The sequence below is a fragment of the Mycolicibacterium neoaurum ATCC 25795 genome (genome assembly GCF_000691525.1).
Taxonomy (GTDB): domain Bacteria; phylum Actinomycetota; class Actinomycetes; order Mycobacteriales; family Mycobacteriaceae; genus Mycobacterium; species Mycobacterium neoaurum.
In genome coordinates this window covers 231,979-258,753 of record NZ_JMDW01000009.1, presented here as the reverse complement: position 1 = coordinate 258,753, position 26,775 = coordinate 231,979, and the positions used below count along the sequence as shown (strand labels likewise).

At 66.7% G+C, this 26,775-nt stretch carries 26 protein-coding genes; 10 read left to right on the top strand and 16 right to left on the bottom strand.

Going from position 1 to position 26,775, the window contains the following annotated elements; all coding sequences use genetic code 11:
- Positions 1-19: 19 nt before the first annotated feature.
- Positions 20-667 (top strand): NAD(P)H-binding protein, encoded by a 648-nt coding sequence (locus tag IC40_RS0113240; RefSeq protein ID WP_030135183.1) that lies wholly within the window; start codon positions 20-22, stop codon positions 665-667.
- Between the two features lie 9 nt (positions 668-676).
- Here the strand turns inward: IC40_RS0113240 and IC40_RS0113235 are convergent, their stop codons facing one another.
- Positions 677-1,432, bottom strand: a complete 756-nt coding sequence (locus IC40_RS0113235) for a YebC/PmpR family DNA-binding transcriptional regulator (RefSeq protein WP_030135182.1) — start codon at positions 1,430-1,432, stop codon at positions 677-679.
- A 169-nt stretch (positions 1,433-1,601) separates the two neighbouring features.
- Between IC40_RS0113235 and IC40_RS0113230 the strand changes: the two genes are divergently transcribed.
- Positions 1,602-2,813 carry an acyl-CoA dehydrogenase family protein gene (locus tag IC40_RS0113230; RefSeq protein ID WP_030135181.1) on the top strand — a complete coding sequence of 404 codons (1,212 nt, stop codon included), beginning with the start codon at positions 1,602-1,604 and terminating at the stop codon, positions 2,811-2,813.
- On the opposite strand, the gene pdxT is transcribed toward IC40_RS0113230, so the two are convergent.
- From pdxT to IC40_RS0113175, 11 genes are all read right to left on the bottom strand, one after another.
- A complete protein-coding gene (pdxT, locus tag IC40_RS0113225; RefSeq protein WP_030135180.1) occupies positions 2,814-3,398 on the bottom strand; it encodes a pyridoxal 5'-phosphate synthase glutaminase subunit PdxT in 585 nt (194 codons plus the stop codon).
- On the bottom strand, positions 3,395-4,243 hold the full coding sequence (gene tesB, locus IC40_RS0113220) for an acyl-CoA thioesterase II (protein ID WP_030135179.1): 849 nt from the start codon (positions 4,241-4,243) through the stop codon (positions 3,395-3,397). The genes pdxT and tesB overlap by 4 nt, the downstream gene beginning before the upstream one ends.
- 3 nt (positions 4,244-4,246) lie before the next feature.
- Entirely contained in the window at positions 4,247-5,149 is a 903-nt protein-coding gene (gene pdxS, locus IC40_RS0113215; protein ID WP_019511267.1) for a pyridoxal 5'-phosphate synthase lyase subunit PdxS, read from the bottom strand.
- Positions 5,150-5,216: 67 nt separating this feature from the next.
- Positions 5,217-6,239 carry an NUDIX hydrolase gene (locus tag IC40_RS0113210; RefSeq protein ID WP_030135178.1) on the bottom strand — a complete coding sequence of 341 codons (1,023 nt, stop codon included), beginning with the start codon at positions 6,237-6,239 and terminating at the stop codon, positions 5,217-5,219.
- Positions 6,236-7,381 carry a glycosyltransferase family 4 protein gene (locus IC40_RS0113205; protein ID WP_030135177.1) on the bottom strand — a complete coding sequence of 382 codons (1,146 nt, stop codon included), beginning with the start codon at positions 7,379-7,381 and terminating at the stop codon, positions 6,236-6,238. The genes IC40_RS0113210 and IC40_RS0113205 overlap by 4 nt, the downstream gene beginning before the upstream one ends.
- 8 nt (positions 7,382-7,389) lie before the next feature.
- Positions 7,390-8,340 carry a phosphatidylinositol mannoside acyltransferase gene (locus tag IC40_RS0113200; RefSeq protein WP_081843430.1) on the bottom strand — a complete coding sequence of 317 codons (951 nt, stop codon included), beginning with the start codon at positions 8,338-8,340 and terminating at the stop codon, positions 7,390-7,392.
- On the bottom strand, positions 8,337-8,999 hold the full coding sequence (gene pgsA, locus IC40_RS0113195; protein WP_030135175.1) for a phosphatidylinositol phosphate synthase: 663 nt from the start codon (positions 8,997-8,999) through the stop codon (positions 8,337-8,339). Before pgsA ends, IC40_RS0113200 begins: the two co-directional genes overlap by 4 nt.
- Positions 8,996-9,580, bottom strand: coding sequence for an ATP adenylyltransferase (locus IC40_RS0113190; protein WP_030135174.1), 585 nt, complete (start codon positions 9,578-9,580; stop codon positions 8,996-8,998). Before IC40_RS0113190 ends, pgsA begins: the two co-directional genes overlap by 4 nt.
- A complete protein-coding gene (gene thrS, locus IC40_RS0113185) occupies positions 9,577-11,631 on the bottom strand; it encodes a threonine--tRNA ligase (protein WP_030135173.1) in 2,055 nt (684 codons plus the stop codon). Before thrS ends, IC40_RS0113190 begins: the two co-directional genes overlap by 4 nt.
- 66 nt (positions 11,632-11,697) lie before the next feature.
- Positions 11,698-12,123, bottom strand: a complete 426-nt coding sequence (locus IC40_RS0113180) for a TIGR02611 family protein (protein WP_030135172.1) — start codon at positions 12,121-12,123, stop codon at positions 11,698-11,700.
- Complete coding sequence (locus tag IC40_RS0113175) at positions 12,120-12,737, bottom strand: PaaI family thioesterase (protein ID WP_030135171.1); 618 nt, start codon at positions 12,735-12,737, stop codon at positions 12,120-12,122. Before IC40_RS0113175 ends, IC40_RS0113180 begins: the two co-directional genes overlap by 4 nt.
- Positions 12,738-12,798: 61 nt before the next feature.
- Between IC40_RS0113175 and IC40_RS0113170 the strand changes: the two genes are divergently transcribed.
- Positions 12,799-13,272 (top strand): DUF1990 domain-containing protein, encoded by a 474-nt coding sequence (locus tag IC40_RS0113170; RefSeq protein ID WP_030135170.1) that lies wholly within the window; start codon positions 12,799-12,801, stop codon positions 13,270-13,272.
- A 1-nt stretch (position 13,273) separates the two neighbouring features.
- On the opposite strand, the gene IC40_RS0113165 is transcribed toward IC40_RS0113170, so the two are convergent.
- The 4 genes from IC40_RS0113165 to IC40_RS0113150 form a co-directional block, all read right to left on the bottom strand.
- Positions 13,274-14,041 (bottom strand): enoyl-CoA hydratase/isomerase family protein, encoded by a 768-nt coding sequence (locus IC40_RS0113165; RefSeq protein WP_030135169.1) that lies wholly within the window; start codon positions 14,039-14,041, stop codon positions 13,274-13,276.
- Position 14,042: 1 nt separating this feature from the next.
- On the bottom strand, positions 14,043-15,125 hold the full coding sequence (locus IC40_RS0113160) for an acyl-CoA dehydrogenase family protein (RefSeq protein WP_030135168.1): 1,083 nt from the start codon (positions 15,123-15,125) through the stop codon (positions 14,043-14,045).
- Positions 15,112-15,996 (bottom strand): acyl-CoA dehydrogenase family protein, encoded by an 885-nt coding sequence (locus tag IC40_RS0113155; RefSeq protein ID WP_030135167.1) that lies wholly within the window; start codon positions 15,994-15,996, stop codon positions 15,112-15,114. The genes IC40_RS0113160 and IC40_RS0113155 overlap by 14 nt, the downstream gene beginning before the upstream one ends.
- Positions 15,997-16,067: 71 nt before the next feature.
- Positions 16,068-17,120 (bottom strand): phosphotransferase family protein, encoded by a 1,053-nt coding sequence (locus tag IC40_RS0113150; RefSeq protein WP_030135166.1) that lies wholly within the window; start codon positions 17,118-17,120, stop codon positions 16,068-16,070.
- An 81-nt stretch (positions 17,121-17,201) separates the two neighbouring features.
- Between IC40_RS0113150 and IC40_RS0113145 the strand changes: the two genes are divergently transcribed.
- The 7 genes from IC40_RS0113145 (at position 17,202) to IC40_RS0113115 (ending at position 26,774) form a co-directional block, all read left to right on the top strand.
- Positions 17,202-19,694: a glycogen/starch/alpha-glucan phosphorylase gene (locus tag IC40_RS0113145; RefSeq protein ID WP_030135165.1), complete on the top strand. Its 2,493-nt coding sequence runs from the start codon at positions 17,202-17,204 to the stop codon at positions 19,692-19,694.
- Positions 19,695-19,735: 41 nt separating this feature from the next.
- Complete coding sequence (locus tag IC40_RS0113140) at positions 19,736-22,099, top strand: phosphoketolase family protein (RefSeq protein ID WP_411431659.1); 2,364 nt, start codon at positions 19,736-19,738, stop codon at positions 22,097-22,099.
- 64 nt (positions 22,100-22,163) lie between these two features.
- Positions 22,164-22,289 carry a hypothetical protein gene (locus IC40_RS28460; protein WP_267880947.1) on the top strand — a complete coding sequence of 42 codons (126 nt, stop codon included), beginning with the start codon at positions 22,164-22,166 and terminating at the stop codon, positions 22,287-22,289.
- A gap of 221 nt (positions 22,290-22,510) precedes the next feature.
- Positions 22,511-23,167 carry an Abi-alpha family protein gene (locus IC40_RS0113130; RefSeq protein WP_051644332.1) on the top strand — a complete coding sequence of 219 codons (657 nt, stop codon included), beginning with the start codon at positions 22,511-22,513 and terminating at the stop codon, positions 23,165-23,167.
- Complete coding sequence (locus IC40_RS0113125; protein WP_030135162.1) at positions 23,164-24,399, top strand: DUF445 domain-containing protein; 1,236 nt, start codon at positions 23,164-23,166, stop codon at positions 24,397-24,399. Before IC40_RS0113130 ends, IC40_RS0113125 begins: the two co-directional genes overlap by 4 nt.
- A gap of 64 nt (positions 24,400-24,463) precedes the next feature.
- Complete coding sequence (locus IC40_RS0113120; protein ID WP_030135161.1) at positions 24,464-25,558, top strand: NADH:flavin oxidoreductase; 1,095 nt, start codon at positions 24,464-24,466, stop codon at positions 25,556-25,558.
- A 70-nt stretch (positions 25,559-25,628) separates the two neighbouring features.
- Positions 25,629-26,774: an LLM class flavin-dependent oxidoreductase gene (locus IC40_RS0113115; protein WP_234411579.1), complete on the top strand. Its 1,146-nt coding sequence runs from the start codon at positions 25,629-25,631 to the stop codon at positions 26,772-26,774.
- Position 26,775 lies beyond the last annotated feature (1 nt).

Here is a 26,775-nt window from a genome sequence, read left to right as displayed (position 1 = left end):
GCCGTGGCAGGCTGGAGTCATGCGAGTCGTCATCGCCGGTGGACATGGTCAGATCGCCCTCATCCTCGAAAGGCTGTTGGCCGAGCGGGGTGACACCGCGGTGGGCCTGGTGCGCAATCCGGCTCACGTGCCGGATCTGCAGGCGGTCGGCGCGAGCGCCGAGGTGCTGGACCTGGAGCGCACGTCGGTGTCCACGCTGGCCGAGGTGCTGCGCGGGGCCGATGCGGTGGTCTTCGCCGCGGGCGCAGGCCCGGGCAGCGGCGTGGCGCGCAAGCAGACCGTCGACCGCGATGCCGCGATCCTGCTTGCCGACGCCGCCGAGGCCGCGGGCGTGGCGCGCTATGTGATGGTCTCGGCCATCTCGGCCGACGATCGCAGCCTCGATGACGCCTACGACGAGGTGTACCGCGCCTACATCCGGGCCAAAGCGGATGCCGACGCCGAGGTGCGGGCGCGCGCCGCGCTGGCCAGCACGATCGTGCGGCCGGGACGGCTGACCGATGATGCGGGCACCGGACGGGTGCACATCGCCGAGTCCACCGGTCGCGGCGAGATCCCGCGCGCCGATGTCGCGGCGGTGCTGCTGGCGGTGCTCGACCATCCGGACACCGCGGGGCGCACCTTCGAACTGATCGCCGGTGACACCCCGATCAGCGCATTGTTCTAGTCCTGGTCGCTAGTCTTCGTCGAGCTGTGCGGCGACATCATCGGGGATGTCGACATTGGTGTAGACATCCTGCACGTCGTCACTGTCTTCGAGCGCGTCGACCAGCTTGAGCACCTTGCGGGCGCCCTCCAGGTCGACCTGGACGCTGACCGAGGGCTGGAAGCTCGCCTCGGCGGAGTCGTAGTCGATACCGGCATCCTGCAGAGCGGTGCGCACGGCCACCAGATCGGTGGGCTCCGAGATCACCTGGAAGCTGTCGCCGAGATCGTTGATCTCCTCGGCACCGGCCTCCAGCACCGCGGCGAGCACATCGTCCTCGGAGAGCCCGTTCTTCTCCAGCGTGACGATGCCCTTACGGGAGAACAGGTAGGACACCGAACCCGGGTCGGCCATGTTGCCGCCGTTGCGGGTCATGGCGACCCGGACCTCACCGGCCGCGCGGTTCTTGTTGTCCGTCAGGCACTCGACCAGAACAGCGACACCGTTGGGCCCGTAACCCTCGTAGGTGATGGTCTGCCAGTCGGCGCCGCCTGCTTCTTCACCGGCGCCGCGCTTGCGCGCGCGCTCGATGTTGTCGTTCGGGACGGAGCTCTTCTTGGCCTTCTGGATGGCGTCATACAGCGTGGGGTTTCCGCCGGGGTCACCGCCGCCGGTGCGAGCGGCGACCTCGATGTTCTTGATCAGCTTGGCGAAGTTCTTGCCACGACGGGCGTCGATGATCGCCTTCTTGTGCTTGGTGGTGGCCCACTTGGAATGGCCGCTCATGCAGGTACGCCCTCTTTTCGGTGAAACGTCAGTTGACCAGTCTACGGGCACCGAGGACGTGGATCGGCGTGGCGGGGCACGGTCCAGCCGGCGACACCGTCCGATGAACAAGTGTTAACTGAGCCACAGTCACTTCCCCGGTTAACTTACTCCAAAGTAAGGTTGGTCCATGACCTTCTCCCTGGAGTTGTCCTCCGACCTGCTCGACGTGCAGAAGTGGGTTCACGAGTTCGCCGCCGACGTCGTGCGGCCCGCCGCCCCCGAGTGGGACGAGCGCGAAGAGACTCCGTGGCCGATCATCAAAGAGGCCGCCAAGATCGGCCTCTACTCCATGGAGTTCTTCGCCGAGCAGGCGGCCGAGCCCTCCGGTCTCGGCATGATCGTCGCCTTCGAGGAGATGTTCTGGGGTGACGCCGGTATCGCCTTGTCCATTCTGGGCACGGGCCTGGCCGCGGCTTCGCTGGCCGGTGGTGGCACTCCCGAACAGGTCGGCGAGTGGTTGCCGCAGATGTTCGGCAGCGTCGAGGACCCCAAGGTCGCGGCGTTCTGTTCCTCCGAGCCCGGCGCCGGCTCCGATGTGGGCTCGATCCTGACCAAGGCGCGCTATGACGAGGCCACCGACGAATGGGTGCTCAACGGTACGAAGACCTGGGCGACCAACGGCGGTATCGCCGAGGTCCACATCGTGGTCGCCTCGGTGTATCCCGAACTCGGCAGCCGCGGGCAGGCGTCGTTCATCATCCCGCCCAACACCCCCGGTTTCAGCCAGGGTCAGAAGTTCCTCAAGCACGGCATCCGCGCCTCGCACACCGCCGAGGTGGTCCTGGAGGACGTGCGCATCCCCGGGAATCTGATCCTGGGCGGCAAGGAGAAGTTCGACGAGCGCATCGCGCGGGTTCGCGAGGGCAAGCGGACCAACGGCCAGGCCGCGATGGCGACCTTCGAGCGCACTCGGCCGACCGTCGGCGCGATGGCGGTCGGGGTGGCTCGCGCCGCCTACGAGTACGCCCTCGACTATGCCTGCGAGCGTGAGCAATTCGGCCGCAAGATCGGCGAGTTCCAGGGTGTGGCATTCAAGCTGGCCGATATGAAGGCCCGTATCGACGCGGCCCGTCTGCTGGTCTACCGGGCGGGCTGGATGGCCCGCAACGGCAAGGCGTTCGAGTCCGCAGAGGGTTCGATGGCCAAGCTGGTTGCCAGCGAGACCGCCACCTATGTCACCGACGAAGCCATTCAGATCCTGGGCGGCAACGGTTACACCCGCGAGTACCCGGTGGAGCGGATGCACCGCGACGCCAAGATCTTCACCATCTTCGAGGGCACCAGCGAGATCCAGCGTCTGGTGATGGCCCGCACCCTGACCGGGCTGGCCATCCGCTAGTCAGCGCAGCGAGTCGACGAACATCGCGTGCACCCGGCGGTCGCCGGTGACCTCGGGATGGAACGACGTCGCGAGCACCTTGCCCTGGCGCACCGCCACCGGATGGCCGGCGGCGGTGGCCAGCACCTCGACACCGGGTCCGACACGCTCGACCCACGGCGCCCGGATGAAGACGGCGTGCACATCGGAATCCAGTCCGGTGAACGCGATGGTCTCTTCGAAGGAATCGACCTGACGACCGAAGGCGTTGCGACGCACGGTCATATCGATGCCGCCTAGCGCAAGCGCCTCGCGGCCGGGCACCCCGGCGTCGAGGATCTCGGTGGCCAGCAGGATCATCCCCGCGCACGACCCATACGCGGGCATACCGTCGGCAAGCCGGGCCCGAAGCGGTTCGAGCAGTTCGAACTCACGCAGCAGGTGACTCATCGCGGTGGACTCACCACCCGGGATGACCAATGCGTCCACCGAATCCAGTTCGGTCAGCCGGCGCACCGTGCAGGCCTGTGCACCGGCCTCGGCGAGTGCCGCGAGGTGTTCGCGGGTGTCACCCTGCAGCGCGAGAACCCCGACCCGCACCGTCACTTCGGAGCCGGGACGAAATCGCGCTGATAGCGGGTCAGTCCCTCCTGCATCACCGAGGCGACCATCTCGCCGTACTGGTTGAACAGCTTGCCCTCGGTCAGCGCGCGCCCACCGCAGGCCGACGGCGAGGACTGGTCATAGAGCAGCCACTCGTCGGCGCGGAACGGGCGCATGAACCACATCGCGTGGTCCAATGAGGCGATCATCAGGTGCTTGCGCTCGTCGGGATGGTTCACCTGCGCCGAGCCCAGCAGTGTCAGATCCGAAAGATAGGCCAGCGCACAGATGTGCAGCACCGGGTCATCGGGCAGCGGGTCACGATGGCGGAACCACACCTGCTGCTGAGATGCCTTGCCCGGCAGGCGATTGGTCTGATCGCGCGGCACGATGCGGACATCCCACTCGTCGAACTGCCGGAAGCTGGCATCGTCGAATACCCGACTCACCGACTTGAAGTCGGGGATATCGTCCGGCGGCGGCGCCGTCGGCATGACGTCCTGATGCTCGATACCGCTCTGATCGGTCTGGAACGACGCCGACATCGAGAAGATGGTTTCGCCGTGCTGGATCGCCGAGACCCGGCGCGTGCAGAACGAGCCGCCATCGCGCAGCCGTTCCACGCTGTAGACGGTCGGCGACCGCGCGTCCCCGCCCTTCAAGAAATACCCGTGCAGCGAGTGCACCTGGAATTTCGGGTCGACGGTCCGGACCGCCGACACCAGCGACTGCCCGGCGACGTGGCCGCCGAATGTGCGCTGCAGGAAACCGGATTCGGGGCTGAACACACCCCCGCGATAGATGTTGACCTCGATCTGTTCGAGGTCGAGGATCTCTTCGATCGCCATGGGCTACCAGCCGCGTTCGGCGAGCCGGTGCGGTGCCGGGATATCGTCGACGTTGATACCCACCATGGCCTCCCCCAGCCCCCGCGAGACCTTGGCAAGCACGTCGGGATCGTCGTAGAAGGTGGTGGCCTTCACGATCGCCGCGGCGCGAGCGGCGGGATCGCCGGACTTGAAGATGCCCGACCCGACGAACACGCCTTCGGCGCCGAGCTGCATCATCATCGCCGCATCGGCCGGGGTCGCGATGCCACCGGCGGTGAACAGTGTGACCGGCAGCTTGCCCGCCTTGGCCACCTCGACCACCAGGTCATAGGGGGCCTGCAGTTCCTTGGCGGCGACGAACAGCTCGTCCTCACTCAATGAGGTGAGTCGGCGGATCTCGCCACCGATCTTGCGCATATGGGTGGTGGCGTTGGAGACGTCACCGGTTCCGGCCTCCCCCTTGGAGCGGATCATCGCCGCGCCCTCGGTGATCCGGCGCAGCGCCTCGCCGAGGTTGGTCGCCCCGCAGACGAACGGAACGGTGAACCGCCACTTGTCGATGTGGTTGGTGTAGTCGGCCGGGGTGAGCACCTCGGACTCGTCGATGTAGTCGACGCCCAGGCTCTGCAGGATCTGCGCCTCGACGAAATGGCCGATCCGCACCTTGGCCATCACCGGGATGGTGACCGCGTCGATGATGCCCTCGATCATGTCCGGATCGCTCATCCGCGAGACCCCACCCTGGGCGCGGATGTCGGCGGGTACCCGCTCCAGAGCCATCACCGCGACGGCGCCGGCGGCTTCGGCGATGCGCGCCTGCTCGGGGGTGACGACATCCATGATGACGCCGCCCTTGAGCATCTCGGCCATCCCGCGCTTCACCCGCGCGGTACCGGTCTGGCTGCCCTGCTCGCCGAATTCCATCGCAATCTCCTCCACTCAGGTACCGATCCAGTCTAAAGGTGGCACCAAAACAATTGAATCCGCAGCCTCAGCGAATGATCTGAGGTTGCGTCCCCGGTCCGGCGCCCCGTACATCGGCGAGCTCACCGGCCCTGGCCAGCAACGCGCCGAGCTGTCGGGGGTAGACGGGTTCTCCGTTGGCGTCCAGCTCGGCGATCATTGTCGCATCGCACCAGCGATGGCCTTGAATGTAGCGGCGCTCCAGCTCGTTGTAACCGGCGCTGGACGGGTCGAAGCACCGAGTACGGTGCACGAAGAAGTGTTCCTCGCTGCGCATCACCGACCCGTTGAAATCGATGAGCGCATCCCGGCGCCAGACCGGTCCGACCAGTTCCGCCGCCGACACCCGCAGGCCGGTCTCCTCGAACAGCTCGCGCGCCGCCGCGTCGGCGAGTTCCTCACCCGGCTCCACTGCCCCGCCGACGGTGAACCACCAGCGGCGGCTGCCGTCGCCGGCCGGGTCCGAACCACGGAACAGCAATACCCGGCCGTCCTCGTCGAGCAGCACGATCCGGGCCGACACCCGCTGGGCGGCACCGTGGCGCGCGGCCAGGCCGGCGCGCTCGGCGATCTCGAAATACGTTGGCAGCGCGGCGGTGCCGCCCAGATGCAGCAGCCGCACCATGGGGCGTTCGCGCAGTGCCAGGGTGTCGCGCACCGCATCGTTGTGGAAGCGGCGCGCCAGCAGGACCCGCGCCTCGGCATCGGCCAGTTCGGCGACCAACGCCGCGGGCAGGACCGCCGGATCCACCAATGTCAGCGCCGCCGAGAGGGCATTCTCGGCGGCCTCCCGCGACGGGCGGTCGGCACGCTCGGCAGCATCGGCGAGGGCGGCCAGCCGCTGGGCCTGTGGGCCGTGCCCGTAGGCGTCGAGGGCGACCGCCCGCGCCACCACGGCGCGACGGGCCAGCGCCGCATCAAGGGCCTGCCAGGACAGGTCGTAGCGGACATGCAGCCGGTCGAGTCGGTTCGCGGTCAGATACGCCCAGCTGCCGGTCAGCAGCAGCGCCGCCCCCACTACCACCAGCAGCACGACCAGCCAGATCATCATGCGGTGCTCCGGCCCGCTGTGCCTGCGACCTGAACCTTGTTACCGGAACCGCTGACCGTCTCGTACACGCGCATGATCTCACCGGCCACCACCGACCAGTCGTAGCGGCGCACGGCCGCGCCGGCGGCGACGACGTAACCGTGCCGGGCCTCGTCGTCGCTGAGCACCTCGATCAGCCCGTCGGCCAATGCATCGGCGTCGTCGACGGGCACCAACCTTCCGGCGGCACCACCTTCGAGCACGCGGTGGAAGGCGTCCAGATCGCTGGCGACGACCGCTGTGCCTGCCGCCATCGCCTCGACAAGGACGATGCCGAAGCTCTCGCCGCCGGTGTTGGGTGCGCAGTACACATCGGCACTGCGCAGTGCCGAGGCCTTGGTCGCATCGTCCACCGCGCCGAGGAAACGCAGATTGCGCGCGTACTCTCCGGCGTGCTCGGACAGTTCGGCCTCGTCACCACGACCGACGACCAACACCTCGATATCGGGGAACCGCTCGACCAGCCGCGGCAGGGCCCCCAAGAGCACGGCCATCCCCTTCCGCGGCTCGTCGAAGCGACCGAGAAACAGGACCGCGCGGCCCGGTCTCGGATAACCGTCCAGCAGCGGCGCATCGGCGAACTCGGCGACGTTGAGCCCGTTGGGAATCTCCACCGCATCCGAGCCGAGGGCCTCCATCTGCCAGCGCCTGGCCAGATCGGATACCGCGATGCGGCCGACGATCTTCTCGTTCAACGGGCGCAGCATTCCCTGAAAGACACTGAGCGTCAACGACTTCGTCGTCGAGGTGTGGAAAGTGGCGACGATCGGCCCCTCGGCGATCATCAAGGCGAGCATCGAGACGCTCGGGGCGTTCGGTTCGTGCAGATGCAGCACGTCGAAGCGGCCGTCGATGAGCCACCGTTTGACCTTGCGGTGAGTGGCCGGTCCGAAACGCAATCGCGCCACCGACCCGTTGTACGGGATCGGGACGGCCCGGCCGCCGGACACGACGTAATCGGGCAGGGTGACATGCGGGGAGGCCGGAGCCAGCACACTGACCTCGTGCCCCTGGGCGCGGAAGACCTCGGCCAACTGCAACACGTGCGCCTGGACACCACCATGTACGTCGAACGAATACGGGCACACCATCCCGATGCGCATGCGCTCCCCTAGCGTCCTTCGAGGCGAGCGCGGCGTTCGGCCGACAGATCGGCGAGCCACTGCGGCTGCAACATGTGCCAGTCCGCGGGATGTTCGGCAATACCGGACTGGAAGTGACGCGCCAACTCCTGGGTGATGGCACCGATATCTCCGGAAGAGGTATCCAGCGGGGCGTGCATCCGCAGTCCCCAACCGTCGTTCTCGAACCACGTGTGCACCGGCAGCAGGGCGGCGCCGGTCTCACACGCCAACCTGGCCGGCCCACCCGGCAACCGGGTGGCCTCACCGAAGAACTCGACCTGCACCCCGGACCGGGTCAGGTCCCGGTCGGACATCAGGCACACCAGGCCGTTGGCACGCAACCGGTCGGCCAGGACCTCGGCGGGCGGACGGGCGCCGCCGGTCAGCGGAAGCACCTCGAAACCCAGGCTTTCCCGGTAGTCGACGAAACGCTGGTACAGCGACTCGGGTTTCAGACGTTCGGCAACGGTGGCGAATCGGCCGTAGGTGTTGGTCAACCACACCCCGGCGATATCCCAGTTACCGCTGTGCGGGAGCGCCAGAACCACGCCACGGCCGGCCGCCAGCGCCGTCTCGATGTGGTGATGGCCCTCGACGCGTTCCTGCACCCGCGCGGCCACCGCGACGTGATCCATCGACGGCAACCGGAACGCCTCGCGCCAATACCGACCGTAGGAGGCCAGCGAGGCGCGCACCAGGGAGTCGGACACCTGCGCGGGTGGCACACCGATGACGCGCGCCAGGTTCTTGCGCAACTGGGCGGGCCCGCCGCCGCGCGCGGCGTACAGCGCACCCGCGTCGAACATGTTGCGGGCGGCGAACTCCGGCATGGCGCGCACCAGCTGCCAACCGGCCGCGTAACCCAGGTCGGACAGCTGGCCTCCGAGGGGCACCCGGAAGCCGCGTACATTCGGCAGTCCCGCCGACGGCGTGCTCACTGACCGTCCTCGGTGGGTCCGGCCGGGGTCGCGGTCGGCAGTGGCTCCATGGCCCCCGGCGAGGTCCGCACGGCATGTAACCGCTGCGCCAACGTGACGAGGCTGGCCGCGGCGAGCAGCCACATGGCGATGTCGAGCAACACCGGCAATCCGAAGAGCCCGGCGAACCCGGCACCCATCAGCACGATGACCAGCCGTTCGGGGCGCTCGATGATGCCACCGTCACCGCGCAGAGCACTGGCCTCGGCGCGGGCCTTGATATAGGAGATGACCTGGGAGGTGACCAGGCAGATCAGAGCGGCCACCACCAGCGCGGTGTTGTGGGCGCTGAAGGCCGCCCACCACACCAGTCCACCGAATATCGCACCGTCGCTGAGCCGGTCGCAGGTCGCGTCCAGCACGGCGCCGAATCGCGTTCCGCCGCCGCGTTCTCGGGCCATCGCCCCGTCGAGCATGTCGGCCAGCACGAAGAAGAACACCGCCACCGAGCCCCACCACAGCTGCCCCATCGGGTACAGCGTGAGTGCCGCCACGATGGAGCCGGCCGTACCCAGGATGGTGATGCTGTCCGGGGTGAGGCCGGTCCGCAGCGCCGCCCTGGCGACCGGTCCCGAAATCTTGGTGTAGGCCGCCCGGGTCATCAGGTAGAAGTTGCTCATGGCCTGGACTGCTCCGCCTGCCTGGCCCACTCGTCGGCCAACAGTGTGCGTGTCTCGCTGAGCAGCTGCGGGATCACCTTCGACCCGCCGATGATGGTGATGAAGTTGGCGTCCCCGCCCCAGCGGGGCACGACATGCATGTGCAGGTGTTCGGCCAACGATCCGCCCGCCGACGTGCCGAGGTTCAGCCCGACATTGAACCCGTGCGGGCGCGATACCGCCTTGATCACCCGAATGGCCTTCTGGGTGAAGGCCATCAGCTCGGCGGTCTCCGCGCTGCTCAGATCCTCCAGCTCGGACACCCGCCGATACGGCACCACCATCAGATGGCCGGGGTTGTACGGGTACAGGTTGAGAACCGCGTACACCAATTCACCGCGCGCCACCATCAGGCCGTCCTCGTCCGACATCGCAGGAATGTCGGTGAACGGCTCCTTCGACAGCGCCGAACCGGAACCCTTCTTCATCGGCGACTCGGCGATGTAACTCATCCGGTGTGGTGTCCACAGCCGCTGCAGATGGTCCGGGTCACCGACGCCGGTGTCGATGATCGCGTCGTTGCCGTCGGAGGCTTCGGTCATGTCGGCACCGACAGCAGATCCGCGGTGGGAGTTGCATTCTCGCGGCGGGCAATCCAGTCCACGATCGCGTCGACGGCGGCATCACGGGCGATCCCGTTGACCTGGGTACGGTCACCGAATCGGAAGCTGACCGCTCCCGCATCGACGTCCTTGTCGCCGGCGAGCAGCATGAACGGCACCTTCTGGTTGGTGTGGTTGACGATCTTCTTGGCCATCCGGTCGTCACTGCCGTCGACCTCGACCCGCACCCCGCGGGAACGAAGCTGGGCGGCAACATCTTCCAGGTACGGCAGATGTGCATCGGCGACGGGCACCCCGACCACCTGCACCGGCGCGAGCCACGCGGGGAACGCGCCGGCGTAGTGCTCGGTGAGCACCCCGAAGAACCGCTCGATGGAACCGAACAACGCGCGGTGGATCAGCACGGGGCGCTGTCGGCTGCCGTCCGGTGCGGTGTACTCCAATTCGAAGCGATCGGGCATGTTGAAATCGAGCTGGATCGTCGACATCTGCCAGTTGCGGCCCAGCGCATCCTTGACCTGCACCGAGATCTTGGGACCGTAGAAGGCCGCGCCCCCGGGATCGGGCACCAGGTCCAGCCCGGAGGCCTCGGCCACCTCACGCAGTGTGGCGGTGGCTTCCTCCCACAGCTCGTCCGAACCCACCGACTTCTCCGGGTCCCTGGTGGACAGCTCCAGGTAGAAATCGTCGAGTCCGTAGTCGGACAACAGGTCGAGGACGAATTGCAGCAGCGAGGTCAGCTCGTCGCGCATCTGCTCGCGGGTGGTGTAGATGTGCGCGTCGTCCTGGGTCATCCCGCGCACCCGGGTCAGGCCGTGCACGACGCCGGACTTCTCGTACCGGTACACCGAACCGAACTCGAAGAGCCGCAACGGGAGTTCGCGGTAGGAACGACCCCGGGACCGGTAGATCAGATGGTGCATGGGGCAGTTCATCGGCTTGAGGTAGTAGTCCTGGCCGGGCTTGCGGACCGTGCCGTCCTCGTTGTATTCGGCGTCGATCTGCATCGGCGGGAACATGCCGTCGGCGTACCACTCGAGGTGTCCCGAGGTGATGTACAGGTTTTCCTTGGTGATGTGCGGGGTGTTGACGAACTGGTAGCCGGCCTGCTCGTGCTTGCGCCGCGAGTAGTCCTCCAGTTCTTTGCGGATGATGCCGCCCTTGGGGTGGAAGACCGGCAGACCCGAGCCGAGCTCGTCGGGGAAGCTGAACAGGTCCAGCTCGACGCCGAGCTTGCGATGATCGCGGCGCTGGGCCTCCTCGATCAGTTCCAGGTGGCGGTCCAGGGCGTCCTGGGATTCCCATGCGGTGCCGTACACCCGCTGCAGACTCGCGTTGGCCTGATTGCCGCGCCAGTAGGCCGCGCTGCTGCGGGTCAGTTTGAACGCCGGGATGTAGCGGGTGGTGGGTATGTGCGGACCGCGGCACAGATCGCCCCAGATGCGTTCCTTGGTGCGCGGATTCAGGTTGTCGTAGGCGGTCAGCTCGTCGCCACCGACCTCCATCACCTCGGGGTCGTCGGCGCCGGACTTGTCGTCGACCAGTTCGAGCTTGTAGGGCTCACCGGAAAGCTCTTCGCGCGCCTGCTCTTTGGACTCGTAGACGCGCCGGGAGAACAGCTGACCGTCCTTGATGATCTTGGCCATCCGCTTCTCCAGCTTGGCCAGGTCCTCGGGGGTGAACGGTTCGGCGACGTCGAAGTCGTAGTAGAAGCCGTCGGTGATGGGCGGGCCGATGCCCAGCTTGGCCTGCGGGAAGAGTTCCTGCACCGCCTGGGCCAGCACGTGGGCACACGAGTGCCGGATGACGCTGCGGCCGTCCTCGGTGTCGGCGGCCACCGGCTCGACGTCCACATCGCTATCAGGCGTCCAGCTCAGATCGCGCAGCCGGCCGTCGGCGTCGCGGACGACCACGATGGCATCGGGCGCGCCGCGCTCGGGCAGTCCCGCTTCGCGCACCGCCGCCCCGGCGGTAGTCCCGGCAGCAACCCGGATCGGGGCTGCGGGGGCTTTACTGGCGGCGGCGGTCATCGGTGGATCTCCTCATCGGTTCGAGTGAATCGCGACCATGCTATCGGGGTTGTGCCAGCGCAATGCCTACGACCCGATGCCGATCGGGCTCTTCAGCCAGGACCAATCGATTCCGACCCAGCCGCCGACCAGCGCGAGCGCCCCGAACAGCCACAGCGATGCGATGACGAAGGCCGCCGTCAGCAGCGCACTCAGTGCCTTCACCGCGATGTGCTGTCTGCCGAACCAGGCCATCGCCCTGTCGTAGCGGATACGCACCCAATGCAGGACGACCTGCGCGGCGCGGAACTCGGTGGCCAGGATTCCCAGCCCCAGGAACACGATGGCCCACCCCGGGCCCGGGTAGGGGATGGCGATGATGCCGACGATCAGCACAACGGTGCCGACCACGCCCACCACCGTGCGGTAGATCAGGTCGGCGACCGGGCGGCCCCGCAGCTTGTCCCGCCACCGTGCCCACGCCCGCTTGTCGTGTCTACCGGTGTCGGTCACGGCTGCCCCGGCTTGAGCCGCACGAACAGCGCGTCGGCCTCGGTGAGCACCTCGGCACCGTCGAGCAGCCGACCGCTGACGAAGATCTTGCGCCCGTCGATGCGGTCGATACCCGCGTCGACCTGCAGCTCACGGCCGATGGGAACGATCTTGCGGTAGTCGATACCCAGATGGGCGGTGCGCTGAAAGAGGCTCTTGGTGAGCTTGGCGGTGGTGAACCCGAGCAGTGAGTCGAACAGCAGCCCGAGCACACCGCCGTGCACGGCACTGTTGCGCCCGAGGTGGTAACGACGGAACAGCACGGTGCCGGTGACCCGGTCGTCGGCGACGCGCAGATCCATCGGGACCGACATGATGTTGCCCCGATTGGGCAGGTCGAGCCTTCGCCCCGACGGGGAGTGCCATTCGTCGGCCTCGTAGGGCGCCAGCAATGCCGAGACCTTCTCGACCAGATCGGCGGCTTCGCTGATCACCTCGTCGGGCGCGTCGGCTGCCCGCGCGTGATCCTGCAGGGTGCGGACCGCCTCGACGAAACGTCCGTAGTCGGGGCCCCCCTTTTCGGTCGGCTCGGGCGGATTGAACCCGCCGCCGGGGTGCGCGGTGCCGGTGCTCACGGCTGTCACGTTATTGCACGACCGCGCCGCTGCAGCGCACGCGCCTGCGATAGTGGCAGGGATGGATCTGACCTATGCCGAGGTGGGTGCGACCAAGGGCCCGCTGCCCTCCGGTTATCAGCACGTCCGGGTCGCCGCGGTGATCGGGCACGGGCGAGCCCGCTTCGAGGAGGCCGCCGACGCCGTCCTGCACTGGGGCATGCAGCGCGGAGCGGGGGTACTGGTGCATGCCGACGCCGAATCGGCCGCCGTCGGGGTTGAGGTGACCGTGGGCTTCTGGCCGTTGCGGGCACCCTGCCGGGTGGTCTATCTGCTCGACGAGCCGGACCGGCGCGGCTTCGCCTACGGGACACTGCCGGGGCACCCGGAGACCGGCGAGGAGCTGTTCGCGGTGCGCTACGACCCCACCGACGGTTCGGTGCACGCCGAGGTGACCGCCTTCGCCCGGCACGCGACGTGGTGGAGCAAGCTCGGCGGCCCGGTGACCCGCCTGGCCCAGCGGGTGATCACCCGCCGCTATCTGAGCGCGGTCTGATTCATTTGTTGCCCTGCAACAGCTTCGCCACATTGTTCTTCAGATCGTCGGTGCCGAAGGTGAGCTCCTCGGCCGTGGTGGCGTAGTCGAGGGTGATCGACACCTGGCGCTCCAGCTGCATGTTCAGGATCCGCTTGGTGGATTCGACGGCCTGCTGGGGAAGCTCCAGGATCTTCCTGGCTGCGGCCAGCGCCTCGGCCAGTGGATCGGCGACCACATGATTGGCCAGCCCCAGCTCGACGGCCTTGGCCGCCGGGATCCGCGCGCCGGTCAGCGCGTACTCCTTGGCCTGCAGAATGCTCATCTGCATCGGCCAGACCAGTGGGCCACCGTCGGCGGCGACCAGGCCGACCTGCACGTGCGGATCGGCCAGGAACGCCCGCTCCCCCATGTAGACGATGTCGCTGAGAGCCACCACGCTGCACCCCAGACCGACCGCCGGCCCGTTGACCGCGGCGATCACCGGGATCCGACAGCGGGCCATGCCCATCACGATCTCGCGACCGTCGGCGATGGTCTTGGCACGCAGATCGGCATCCTGGCTGATCTGTTGGATGTAGTTGAAGTCGCCGCCGGCCGAGAACGCTTTGCCTGCACCGGTGATCACCGCCGCGCGGGCGGTGCGGTCCTGGCTGAGCCGGCTCCAGATGCGAGCCAGACCGACATGAAGATCGTCGTTGACGGCGTTGAGCTCGTCGGGCCGGTTCAGCGTGATGATCCGCAGCGGGCCGTCGGCCTCCACCTGGATCTCGTCGGGCATGTCGTACATGTCACACCGCCATTCTCAAGATTCGGCCCGCGATGATGTTCTTCTGGATCTGCGAGGTGCCGCCCATCACACTCTGGGACCGGCTGTAGAGATACGTGCTGAACAGGTCGGGGTCGCTGGTGCCGGTCTGTGCCAGTACCGCATGACCGACGGATTGCTCGACCCACGTCATCAACAGCTTGTCGATGGAACCTTCAGGGCCATGCGATATCCCGTCGAGCTGTTCGGAGAGCCGGCGGCGGACGTGCTGGCGCAGCACCTGCACCTGCACTGTGGCCCAGGCCAATTCATCGCCCGGTTCGCCCTTGCGCGCCAACTGGTTAACGGTCTTTTCGTACCGGGCGGCATACCCGAGCGTCGACGGTTCGCGTTCGTGGCCGACAACCGTCATCGCCAGTGCCCAGCCGTCGCCGGGATCGCCGACCATCTGGGTCGCGGGCACCCGCGCTCCGTCGAAGAGCACCTGCCCGAACTCGTTGCTGACACCGTTGATCATCTTCAACGGCCGCTGTTCGATACCGGGCTGGTGCATGTCGACCAGGAATGCCGAGATGCCTTTGTGCCGGGGCACGTCCTTGTCGGTGCGGGCCAGCAGCAGACACCAGTCGGCGACATCGGAGTAGCTGGTCCAGATCTTGTGCCCGTTGATCACATAGTCGTCGCCGTCCAAGGTGGCGGTGGTGGTCAACGAGGCCAGATCGGATCCCGCGCCGGGTTCGGAGAAACCCTGGCACCACCGTTCGGTGCCGTCGATCATGCCGGGCAGGAAGCGCTGCTGGATCTCCGCGCTACCGTGCCGGCCCAGCCCGGTGACCAGGTAGCCCAGGCTCGGCCGCGGCGGCGCACCGGCGCGCGCCAGTTCCTCGTCGACGATCACGTCGTACACCGCGGGCAGTTCCAGGCCGCCGAATCTCTTCGGCCAGGTTGCGCCGAAAAAACCTGCGGCGTGCAGGGATTGGTGCCACTCACCCTGCCGCGCCCAGTACTCTTCGGTCGACTTGGGGAAGTTGGGCGCCTGTTCGGTGAGCCAGGCGCGCAGCCGCTCCCGGAAGGCGAGTTCGGCTTCGGAGTCACGAAAGTCCAACGGAGATCTCCTTCAACGCCACCGGCCACAGCCCCGTGGAGACCAGCACCCGGCGCAGGTAGACGTGCGCCGCACATTCCCAGGTGTTGCCGATACCGCCGTGCACCTGGATCGACGTCTCGCAGACGGTGTGCGCCGATCGCGCGCAGTACACCTTGGCCACCCGGGCCGCCTCCAGCGCGACGGCGGGCTCTTCTTCGTCGACGGCCCATGCCGCGTACCGCAGGATGCTGATCGAGCCCTCGATGAGCACCAGGCTCTCGGCGAGCAGATGTGCGATGGCCTGGTAGGAACCGATGGCCTTGCCGTACTGCTCACGCATCTTGGCGTAGTCGGTCGCCAGGTCGAAGGCGCCGCGGGCGGCGCCGAGGATGTCGGCCGCGGTGACCACCAGCGCGAGCGCCTGCGCGCGCAGCATCTTCTCGTCGTCGAGCGCGCCGGCCGGGGTGAGCTCGCCGGCCGCCGCCCGCCACCGGGTCAGGTCGACGCCGGGGGCTGCCTCGCCGAGCGCGACGGTCCCGACGGTGGGCCCGTCGAGCGCCACGCCCTCGCTGATGCCCCGGGCGTCGGGAGCGATGTCGCCGACGACGATCGTCGCGCCGGTGTGCCCGATATCGTCGGCCAGCACGGGCCCGAGGAACGGTGCGTCGACCAGGCCCCGGCCGAACTCCTCGGCGACGATTGCCACCTCCACACCGGAGGCGCCGTCCGAGCGCAGCGACCGCCACCCGGTCGCGGCCACCGTCTTCTCCAGCCGGGCGACACGCTGGTCGTCCTCGAGCTCACCGACGGCACCCGGGCCGAGGTCATCGGCGAGCTTGGCGGCCGCGTCCCGCAGTTGCTGCTGCTCACTGGTCAGCCGAACATCCATGAGAGGAGCTTATCCCTTCTGGAGAATCCGATTCTCATACGGCCAGAACTGTACTACCCGACGGGCGTTTGTCACAGCCTGCCGGCCAGCTCCCAGGCTCGCTGCGCGAGGTTGCGGTACCGGTCGCGGAACAGATCGGTACCCGCCCTCGAGTCCGAGGCGTTGCCGTCCAGTCCGCGCCGCCACACCCCCGCCACGATCGCGGCCAACCGGAACATCGAGAAGATCACGAAGATCGGCAGGTCCTTCGGGATCTCGCGGCCTGCATGGCGGCAGTACTCGGCGACGAAGGCGGATTCGTCGGGGATGCCGGTGCCGGTCAGGTCCTCCCCCGCGACCCCCATCAGCGGGTCGTTGTCCCCGGGCAGGTGGTAGGTCATCGCCGCATAACCGAGATCGGCCAGCGGATGGCCGATGGTGGACAACTCCCAGTCCAACACGGCCACGATGCGTGGTTCGGTCGGATGCAACAGCACATTGCCCAGCCGGTAGTCACCGTGGGCGATACAGGCCTCGTCGGTGGCAGGCAGGTGTGCAGGCAGCCAGTCCGCCAGGTGATCCATCTCGGCGCACTCCTCGACCTTGACGGTCTGCCATGTCCTGGTCCACAGCGCCACCTGGCGCGCCAGATAACCGTCCGGGCGCCCGAAGTCGGACAGCCCCGCCGACTGCCAGTCCACGGTGTGCAGGGCGGCCAGCACCCTGGCCAGGTCGGCATAGACCGCCGCCCGCTCGGCGGGTGTCCCGTCGCGCAGCACCCGATCGGCGAAGATCCGGCCCGGCACGTGATCCATCACGAAGAACGGGGTGCCCAGCACCGAGTCGTCGGGGCACATCACCCGCATCCGGGGTACCGGGACCGGGCTGTCGGACAGCGCGGACATCACCCGATACTCGCGCCCCACATCGTGCGCCTTGGGCAGCAGCGCACCGGGCGGCTTCTTGCGCAGCACGAATTCGCCTGTGGGACTGACGATGTGAAAAGTCGGATTGCTCTGGCCGCCCTGGAACTGGCGGATCTGCAGCGGACCGTCGATACCGTGCTCGCCGAGGAAACGGGTCAGCGCGTGCTCGTCGAACCGATGCTGAGGCAGGACGTCGACGAGTTCGGGCACACCGGACATCCCGGCAGCGTCTCATATCCGTTCACCGGGCCGACGCGCATTGAGCGCGCGCGGTACGCGCGTGGCTGCAAGACTTCGATCATGACCGATGTAGCCGCCTCCGCGCCCGCCTACGAACCCAGCCGCACCGGACTGTCGGCCGACGCGCTGCGACGGGCCATCATCGACCACATCCGCTACTCGATCGGCAGGCCGGCCGCGGCGCTGCGTCCCGAGCACTACTACCGGGCGCTGGCGCTGGCGGTGCGTGACCGGATGCAGGACAACCGGGTCGCCTCCACCCAGACGTCACTGGACCTGGGCAGCAAGCTCACCTGTTACCTGTCCGCGGAGTTCCTGATGGGCCCGCAACTGGGTGCCAACCTGCTCAACCTCGGTATCGAGAACGCGGCGCGCACCGCGCTGGCCGAGCTCGGTCAGGATCTGGAGGAGGTGCTGGACTGCGAGGAGGAGCCCGGGTTGGGCAACGGCGGTCTCGGCCGATTGGCCGCCTGCTACCTGGACTCGCTGGCCACCCTGGAGCGGCCCGCCATCGGCTACGGCATCCGCTACGAGTTCGGCATCTTCGACCAGGAGCTGCAGGACGGTTGGCAGGTCGAGAAGACCGACAACTGGTTGCTCAACGGAAATCCCTGGGAAATCGCCAAACCCGATGTTCACTACCCGGTGCTGTGGGGTGGGCACACCGAGCGCTATCACGATGACGCCGGGGTGCTGCGCGCCCGCTGGATCCCCCAGCGCGTCATCCAGGGCGTCGCCTATGACACCCCGATCCAGGGCTATGGCGTCAAGACCTGCAATGTGCTCACCCTGTGGAGCGCGCGTGCGGTGCAATCGTTCGCCCTGGAGGCCTTCAACACCGGCGACTATTACAAGGCCGTCGAGGAGGAGGTCACCTCCGAGACCGTCACCAAGGTGCTCTATCCCAACGACGAGCCAGAGGTGGGCAAGCGGCTGCGCCTGTTGCAGCAGTTCTTCTTCGTTTCCTGCTCGCTGCAACACGTCCTGCACATCGTCGACGATCTGGCCGACCTGTCCATCTACGAACTGGCCGACAAGTTCGCCATCCAACTCAATGACACCCACCCCTCGATCGGTGTCGCCGAATTGATGCGGCTGCTGGTCGACGAGCGCCGCCTGGACTGGAACACGGCGTGGGCGATCACGGTGGCCACCTTCGGCTATACCAACCACACGCTGCTGCCGGAGGCGCTGGAGAAGTGGCCGCTGGGAATCTTCGGCGAGAGCCTGCCGCGGCATCTGGAGATCATCTACGAGATCAACAGCCGGTTCCTCGACGAGGTCCGGGCGCGCTTCCCTGGTGACGAGGACCGGGTGCGGCGGATGTCGCTGATCGACGAGGACGGTGCCAAGTCGGTCCGGATGGCGCACCTGGCCACCGTGGGCAGCCATGCCATCAACGGGGTTGCCGCCCTGCACAGCGAGCTGCTCAAGGACAGCGTGCTCAAGGATTTCTACGAGATGTGGCCGGAGCGATTCTCCAACAAGACCAACGGGGTGACCCCGCGCCGCTTCGTCGCCCTCTCCAACCCCGGGCTGCGGCAACTGTTCGACCACACCGTCGGCGACGGCTGGCTGACCCACCTGGACCGGTTGCGCGGACTGGAGGCCTTCATCGATGATGACGGTTTCCGTGCCGAGTGGCGTGATGTCAAGCGCGCGAACAAGTCCCGGCTCGCCGACTTCGTCTACGCCGAGACCGGTGTCGAGCTCGATCCGACCTGGTTGTTCGACATCCAGGTCAAACGCATCCACGAATACAAGCGCCAGCACCTCAACGTGCTCAACATCGTCACCCAATATCTGCGCATCAAGAACAATCCCGGTATCGACATGGCGCCGCGGGCCTACATCTTCGGCGGCAAGGCCGCCCCCGGTTACTTCCTGGCCAAACGGATCATCAAGCTCATCACCGCCGTCGGCGACATGATCAACTTCGATCCCGAGGTCAATCGGTACATGAAGGTGGTGTTCCTGCCGAACTTCAACGTGCAGAACGCCCACCTGATCTATCCGGCCGCCAACCTCTCCGAACAGATATCCACCGCAGGCAAGGAGGCCTCGGGCACCGGCAACATGAAATTCATGATGAACGGCGCGCTGACCATCGGCACGCTCGACGGTGCGAACGTCGAGATCCGCGCCGAGGCCGGTCCGGAGAACTTCTTCCTGTTCGGGCTCACCGTCGAGGAGGTCGAGGAACTCAAGCGCAGTGGTTACCGCCCGTCGTCGTATATCGACGCGGACCCGGAGCTGCGGGCCGTCCTCGATCTGATTGCCGGCGGCCATTTCTCGCACGGGGACACCGAGGTCTTCCGGCCGCTGATCGACAACCTGACCTACGACGATCCATTCCTGGTACTCGCCGACTACGCCTCGTATGTGGCGTGCCAGGACCGGGTCAGTGCCGCCTGGCAGGATCGTGACGCGTGGTCGCGGATGTCGATCCTCAACTCCGCCCGCAGCGGCAAGTTCTCCTCCGACCGGGCCATCGCTGAATATTGCGATGACATCTGGGGCGTGCACGCCGTCACGGTGACGAACGGAAAATGACGCGGGTGTTTATATCGCGCCAGTCGTGGTAGGCCTGGATCATGATGGCATCCGCATCCCTGACCGAGGACGAAGTCACCGCACTGGACGCGTACTGGCGGGCCGCGAACTATCTGTCCGTCGGCCAGATCTACCTACTGGACAACCCGCTGTTACGCGAGGACCTGGCGCCCGAGCACGTCAAACCGCGCCTACTGGGGCATTGGGGCACCACCCCGGGTCTCAACCTGTTGTACGCACACCTGAACCGGGTGATCCGGCAACGCGATGCCAACATCATCTACATCACCGGCCCCGGGCACGGTGGGCCGGGACTGGTGGCCAACGCCTACCTCGAGGGCACCTACTCGGAGATCTACACCGGCATCGGTGAGAACGTCGAGGGCCTGCGGAAGCTGTTTCGGCAGTTCTCCTTTCCCGGCGGCATCCCCAGCCACGTGGCGGCCGAGACACCGGGTTCCATCCACGAGGGCGGCGAACTGGGCTACGCCCTGGTGCACGCCTTCGGCGCGGCCTTCGACAACCCCGACCTGGTGGTCGCCGCCGTCGTCGGGGACGGCGAGGCCGAGACCGGGCCGCTGGCCACCAGCTGGCATTCCAACAAATTCCTCGACCCCGCCCGTGACGGCGCGGTGCTGCCGATCCTGCACCTCAACGGCTACAAGATCGCCAACCCGACCGTGCTGGCCCGTATCCCGGCCGACGAACTCGACGCCCTGATGCGCGGCTACGGTTACATCCCGATCACCGTCGCCGGCGATGATCCCGCCGATGTGCACCGGCAGCTGGCGGCCGCGCTCGATGATGCCTTCGATCAGATTGCAGCCATCCAGCGGGCGGCGCGGCAGGACGGCCAGACCGGCCGTCCGCTGTGGCCGATGATCATCCTGCGCACCCCGAAGGGGTGGACCGGCCCGCACGAGGTGGACGGCAAGAAGGTGGAGGGCACCTGGCGCTCGCATCAGGTTCCGCTATCGGAAACGCGCACCAACGCAGCACATCTGGAGGCGCTGCGGGAATGGCTGCGAAGCTATCGACCCGAGGAGTTGTTCGACTCCGCCGGTGCGCTGCGTCCCGAACTACGCGCACTGTCCCCGGTCGGAGACCGGCGGATGAGCGCCAACCCACACGCCAACGGCGGTGTCCTGCTGCGTGAGCTGAACCTCCCGCCGATCGCGGACTACGCCGTGGACGTACCCGATCCCGCCGCCACCACCGGCGAGGCGACCCGGGTACTCGGCACCTATCTGCGCGATGTGATCGCCGCCAACCCCGACAACTTCCGCCTGATGGGACCCGACGAAACCGCGTCGAACCGCTTGTCCGCGGTGTTCGACAAGACCGACAAGGCCTGGCAGGCAGAACAATCCGCCGACGACGAGCACCTGGCCCCCGATGGCCGCGTCATGGAGGTGCTCTCCGAACACATGTGCCAGGGATGGCTGGAAGGCTACCTGCTGACCGGCAGGCACGGCTTCTTCAGCTGCTACGAGGCATTCATCCACATCGTGGACAGCATGGCCAACCAGCACGCCAAATGGTTGACCAGCAGCAACCACCTCGACTGGCGCAGACCCATCGCATCGCTGAACTACCTACTCACATCGCATGTCTGGCGCCAGGATCACAACGGTGCCTCGCACCAGGACCCCGGGTTCATCGACCATGTCGCGAACAAGCGGCCCGAGGTCGTGCGGGTGTACCTGCCGCCCGATGCGAACACGTTGCTGTCGGTGGCCGACCACTGTCTGCGCAGCAGGCAGTACATCAACGTCATCGTCGCAGGCAAGCAGCCCGCACTGAACTACCTGACCATGGACGAGGCCGTCGCGCACTGCACGCGCGGAGCCGGCATCTGGGAGTGGGCGAGCACGACCACCGGTGAACCCGATGTGGTGCTGGCCTGCGCGGGCGATATTCCGACCTTGGAAACCCTTGCCGCAGCGGATATCTTGCGTCGCCGTCTGCCCGACCTGAAGGTGCGGGTGGTCAATGTGGTCGACATCATGCGCCTGCAACCGGATTCCGAACATCCACACGGCATGTCCGACCACGAGTTCGACGCGTTGTTCACCACAGACAAGCCGATCATCTTCGCCTATCACGGTTATCCGTGGCTGATCCACCGCCTTGCCTACCGGCACGCCAATCATGATCAACTTCACGTTCGCGGGTTCAAGGAGCGCGGGACCACAACCACCCCATTCGATATGGTCATGCTCAACGACCTGGACCGGTTCCACCTGGTCATCGACGTGATCGACCGCGTTGCGAGCCTCGGCAGCAACGCCGCCGGTCTGCGTCAGGAGATGCTCGACGCCAGGCTGCAGGCCCGGCTGTACACCCGGGAACACGGTGAAGATCACCCGTCGATCACCGGCTGGACCTGGGAACGGTCGGACTGACGTTTTCGCGTCTCGCGGGTTGGGTAACCATAATTGTATCCGGTCGACCGAAAGGAATACCGCGATGCCGACACCGGCAAAGAACAACTCCCCTCGGCCCGACGCGATGCGCAGTTGGGTTCTTGTGCCAATCGTCACATCGGTGCTGCTGACCCTGGCGGCCATAGCGCTGCTGCTGGCCAACCGCTGACCCTCAGCTGATGCGAATTCTGCTCGGATTTCGACGTTTTGGATTCGGATCTCGAGCTGTGTGCCGATATTCGGACGATAATCCGTAACGACTCGCGATGCGCCAGTCCAGGTGCGCATTTCGCACGCCGTCCTACCGCCCGGAAGCTTTGCGTCGACGGCCCGTTCTGCACTTAATCTGCTAGCCGTAACTGCAACAGCGGACGCGGCACGGGTGGGCGGATGGATCTGGAAGGGCTGATCAGCGGCGGCCTACGCTTGGCCGGTGGCGTCGCCAAGCGAGCGCCGTTTGTAGCCGACCTCACACCGTTGCTCGTCGATGTCGAACGCGCCCTGATCCGGATAGCGCGCCATCATCTCAACGAACTCGATCCGCCCACCATCACTGCGTCACCGGACGTGGACGAGTCCCCCAATGCCGTATTACGGACGCTCCTCGACCGCTCGATGTACAGCAGCCCCGACACCAGCCGCGACGCTCTCTACCTTCATCTGCTCAACGCCCTGGTGCCCGACGAAGCCCGCATCCTGGCCGCGCTGTCCGACGGATCGGCGTACCCGGTGATCCACATCGCCGAGCCCGGCACCGGCGGAACCCCGGTGTTCGCCTTGAAGAACGCCTCGACGGTCGGGCGCTCCGCCGGCGTATCGCTGCCTCGCCACACCCCGCTCTACCTCACCCGGATGCTGCACCTGGGGCTTGTCCGCCTCGGGCCGGAAGCATCATCGATATCCGACGAGTACGAGATGCTGCTGACCGACTCGGTGGTCAACATCGCGCTCGCCACCGCACGCCGTGGCGTCCGGGCGGCACGCGTCGTGCGGCGCACGGTACGCATCAGCGACCTCGGCCAAGAGTTGTGGGAGGCTGCCAAATGAGCGACTTCTGGGCGAACGCCTTCGCCTACCCGGTGTGGGTGTACTTCACCATTCCGTTCGGCGCGGCGTTCGTCGGCTGGATCACCAAGATCCTGTGTCTGAAGATGATGTTCCATCCCGTCGAGTTCAAGGGCATCAAGCCCTATCTCGGATGGCAGGGGCAGATTCCCAAGAGAGCGCCGAAAATGGCTGCCGTAGCAGTAGATTCGCTGACCTCCGGCATACTCAAACCCGAAGAACTGTTCGACAAGATCGATCCCGACGAGTTGGTCGCCGAACTGGGTGAACCTCTGCGCGAGGCAGCAGAGGAACTGGTCGACACCATGATGCTGTCGTTTCAGCCGCAGGTCTGGCGCGCCACCCCGGATCAGGTGAAGGATCTCATCGTCGCCAACGTCGAGGGCCGCATACCAACGGCCGCCCGCGGGATGTTCGAGGAGTTCCGCGGCCAGGTCGACCAGATCTTCGACATCAAGCACATGGTGGTGACGAACCTCGTGCGCGACAAGGCGACCCTGAATGCGGTCTTCCAGGACATCGGCAGGCCGGCCTTCAAGTTCCTGATCAAGTCCGGTCTGTACTTCGGCTTCATCATCGGCCTGGTCCAGATGCTGGTGTTCGGGGTCACCGGTTGGCATCTGGCGCTGCCGCTGTTCGGTCTGATCACCGGCGGTCTGACCGACTGGATTGCACTTCAGATGATCTTCCGGCCGCTGCAACGCAAGAACGTCTTCCTCGGCATCACCTGGCAAGGCGTGTTCCAGGCGCATCGCGAGGAGGTCATCCGGGGCTACGCCGCGTTGATGGCACGCGAGATCTTCACCCCCAAGGCCATCATGGAAAGCCTGCTCACCGGCCCCATGTCCGACAAGTTCTTCGACATCATCCAGACCGAGATCGGCCGCACGATCGACAGTCAGATGGGCTTCGCGGGCAGGGTGATCAACGTTCTCGGCGGACGCCAGTACCAGGAGATGAAGGTCCAGATCGCCACCTCCATCATCGAGAAGCTCCCGGAGACCTCCTCCTACATCGAGGAATACGCGGCCAGCAGACTCGACCTTGAGAATGTGATGATCGAGAAGATGAACGGGCTGGACTCGCAGTCGTATGAGAACCTGCTGCGCCCCGCGTTCAAGGACGACGAGTGGATCATCGTCGTGCTCGGTTCGGCACTCGGCTTCCTCTGCGGAGAACTACAACTACAGCTGATCCTGCTACTTGCGCACTGATCCCGCGCACCGTGGCGCGCGAAAGGTGGAATGAATGACCGTCGGCGACCGGTTGTACCGATCCATGAGCGTCGACACCCTCTTCACACCACTGACCGTCCGTTCACTGACGGTGCCCAATCGCTTCGCGATGGCACCCATGACGCGGCAGGCCTCCCCCGGTGGCGTGCCCGGTGCCGATGTCGCGGAGTACTACCGGCGACGCGCGGCCGGCGGGGTCGGTCTGATCATCACCGAGGGTGTCCGACTTCCGGATCCAGCCGCGGGCTACCCGACCTCCATCCCGACCATTGCCGGTGACGAGGTGCTCGACGGGTGGAGCCGGGTCACCGATGCGGTACACAACGAAGGCGGCACCGTCGCCGCGCAGCTGTGGCATCAGGGCGCCGAGCGCAGCGACACCGATGGGGTGACGGTGGTCAGCCCTTCCGGACTCGACGGTAAGGGCGATGCGAAGGGCCGAGCCCTGGCCCGCGATGAGCTCGCGGAGGTGGCCGCCTCCTTCGCCGATGCCGCGGTGGCGGCACGCGACGTCGGTTTCGACGCTATCGAGATCCACGGCGCGCACGGCTACCTGATCGACGAATTCCTCTGGGAGAAGACCAATCAGCGCACCGACGAATACGGCGGATCGCTGGCTGCCAGGACCCGATTCCCTGCCGAGGTGGTCGCCGCGGTGCGGGCCGCCGTCGGCCCCGACTACCCGATCATCTTCCGTTTCTCACAGTGGAAGGGTGCCGACTACTCGGCGACCATCGCATCCGACGCGGGCGAACTCGAGGGGATCCTGGCACCCCTGGCAGCGGCGGGTGTGGACGTCTTCCATCCCTCGACCCGTCGACACTACGTTCCCGCATTCGCCGATTCCGGCAGCGAGCTCAGCTTGGCCGGCTGGACCAAGAGGATCACCGGGTTGCCGGTCATCGCCGTCGGCTCGGTGGGCTTGCAGACCCAGTTCCGAAGTGAGAAGCCCGGCCAACTGATCGAACCCGACTCGGCGGATCGACTGGTAGCCCAGTTCGAGGCCGGTGAGTTCGATATCGCGGCGGTCGGCCGGGCGCTGCTCGCCGACCCGGCGTGGGTGAATCGGCTGCGCGAGGGCACGCTGGCCGATTTCGCGGGCTACGACCCGGCGAAGGCGCTGGCAGCATTGGCGTGACCGGCCGGACGAACCAAATCAGGCTGCGCAGATTACTTGCCGCCACGGCGCGGTCGGGAAGACTGAGGGTGTGAGCAGACCGGTGGTACCGCTGCACCTCGGCATCGCACTCGACGGCACCGGGTGGCATCCGGCGTCGTGGCGGCTGCCCGACGCCAGGCCCACCGATGTGCTCACCGCCTCGTACTGGACCGATCTGGTGGCCGAGGCCGAACGCGGGCTGGCCGATTTCGTCACCATCGAGGACGGACTGGCGTTGCAGTCGGACCATCCGTTCCGCCCGGACACCCGGACCGACCGGCTGCGCGGCCGCCTGGACGCCGTACAGATCGCCGCACGGGTGGCGCCACTGACACGACACATCGGCCTGATCCCGACGGCGATCACCACCCATACCGAGCCGTTCCACCTGTCCAAGGCCATCGCCACGCTCGACTATGTGAGCACCGGCCGTGCCGGGGTCCGCGTTCAGGTGTCGTCCAACCCGGAAACGGTGGGTCATTTCGGCCGCGAGGTCGCCGACGACACAATGGCCGAGGCCGCCGATTACGTCGAGGTGCTGCGCAGGCTATGGGACAGCTGGGAGGACGATGCGGAGATCCGCGATGCCGCCACCGGGCGGTTCGTCGACCGCGACAAGCTGCACTACATCGACTTCGAGGGCACCTGGTTCTCCGTCAAGGGCCCGTCGATCACCCCGCGCCCGCCGCAGGGTCAGCCGCTGGTCGCCGCCCTGGCTCACGGTGACCCGGCCTACCGGTTGGTCGCCGCCGGTGCCGATCTGGGCTTCATCACCCCGCACCATGCCGACGAGATCGTCGCTATCGCCGACACCATCGCCACACACCGGCCTGCCGGGTTGACGGCGGTGCGCCTGATCGCCGACGTGGTGGTCTTCCTGGCCGACACCAGCGCCGCCGCCGCAGCACACCGCGCGCGGCTCGACGAGCTGCTGGAGCGCGAATACATCAGTGATGCCGAAGTTTTCGTCGGGACACCGGCACAGTTGGCCGATCTGCTGCACCAGTGGCAGGCCGGCGGCGCCGATGGTTTCCGATTGCGGCCGGCAGCAATACCCCACGACCTGCACCAGATCACCGGTGGGCTCGTTCCCGAGCTGCAGCGCCGCGGGATCTTCCGCACGGGCTACGCGAAGTCGACCCTGCGCGGACTGTTCGGGTTGTCCCGCCCGGCCAACCGGTACGCACACCCCTAGG

Coding starts and splice junctions, on each gene's coding strand:
- IC40_RS0113240 (WP_030135183.1), top strand. CDS start 20: ATGCGAGTCGTCATCGCCGGTGGACATGGTCAGATCGCCCTCATCCTC.
- IC40_RS0113235 (WP_030135182.1), bottom strand. CDS start 1,432: ATGAGCGGCCATTCCAAGTGGGCCACCACCAAGCACAAGAAGGCGATC.
- IC40_RS0113230 (WP_030135181.1), top strand. CDS start 1,602: ATGACCTTCTCCCTGGAGTTGTCCTCCGACCTGCTCGACGTGCAGAAG.
- tesB (WP_030135179.1), bottom strand. CDS start 4,243: ATGGCGATCGAAGAGATCCTCGACCTCGAACAGATCGAGGTCAACATC.
- pdxS (WP_019511267.1), bottom strand. CDS start 5,149: ATGGAATTCGGCGAGCAGGGCAGCCAGACCGGTACCGCGCGGGTGAAG.
- IC40_RS0113210 (WP_030135178.1), bottom strand. CDS start 6,239: ATGATGATCTGGCTGGTCGTGCTGCTGGTGGTAGTGGGGGCGGCGCTG.
- IC40_RS0113205 (WP_030135177.1), bottom strand. CDS start 7,381: ATGCGCATCGGGATGGTGTGCCCGTATTCGTTCGACGTACATGGTGGT.
- pgsA (WP_030135175.1), bottom strand. CDS start 8,999: ATGAGCAACTTCTACCTGATGACCCGGGCGGCCTACACCAAGATTTCG.
- IC40_RS0113190 (WP_030135174.1), bottom strand. CDS start 9,580: ATGACCGAAGCCTCCGACGGCAACGACGCGATCATCGACACCGGCGTC.
- thrS (WP_030135173.1), bottom strand. CDS start 11,631: ATGACCGCCGCCGCCAGTAAAGCCCCCGCAGCCCCGATCCGGGTTGCT.
- IC40_RS0113170 (WP_030135170.1), top strand. CDS start 12,799: ATGGATCTGACCTATGCCGAGGTGGGTGCGACCAAGGGCCCGCTGCCC.
- IC40_RS0113165 (WP_030135169.1), bottom strand. CDS start 14,041: ATGTACGACATGCCCGACGAGATCCAGGTGGAGGCCGACGGCCCGCTG.
- IC40_RS0113155 (WP_030135167.1), bottom strand. CDS start 15,996: ATGGATGTTCGGCTGACCAGTGAGCAGCAGCAACTGCGGGACGCGGCC.
- IC40_RS0113150 (WP_030135166.1), bottom strand. CDS start 17,120: ATGTCCGGTGTGCCCGAACTCGTCGACGTCCTGCCTCAGCATCGGTTC.
- IC40_RS0113145 (WP_030135165.1), top strand. CDS start 17,202: ATGACCGATGTAGCCGCCTCCGCGCCCGCCTACGAACCCAGCCGCACC.
- IC40_RS0113140 (WP_411431659.1), top strand. CDS start 19,736: ATGATGGCATCCGCATCCCTGACCGAGGACGAAGTCACCGCACTGGAC.
- IC40_RS28460 (WP_267880947.1), top strand. CDS start 22,164: ATGCCGACACCGGCAAAGAACAACTCCCCTCGGCCCGACGCGATGCGC.
- IC40_RS0113130 (WP_051644332.1), top strand. CDS start 22,511: ATGGATCTGGAAGGGCTGATCAGCGGCGGCCTACGCTTGGCCGGTGGC.
- IC40_RS0113125 (WP_030135162.1), top strand. CDS start 23,164: ATGAGCGACTTCTGGGCGAACGCCTTCGCCTACCCGGTGTGGGTGTAC.
- IC40_RS0113120 (WP_030135161.1), top strand. CDS start 24,464: ATGAGCGTCGACACCCTCTTCACACCACTGACCGTCCGTTCACTGACG.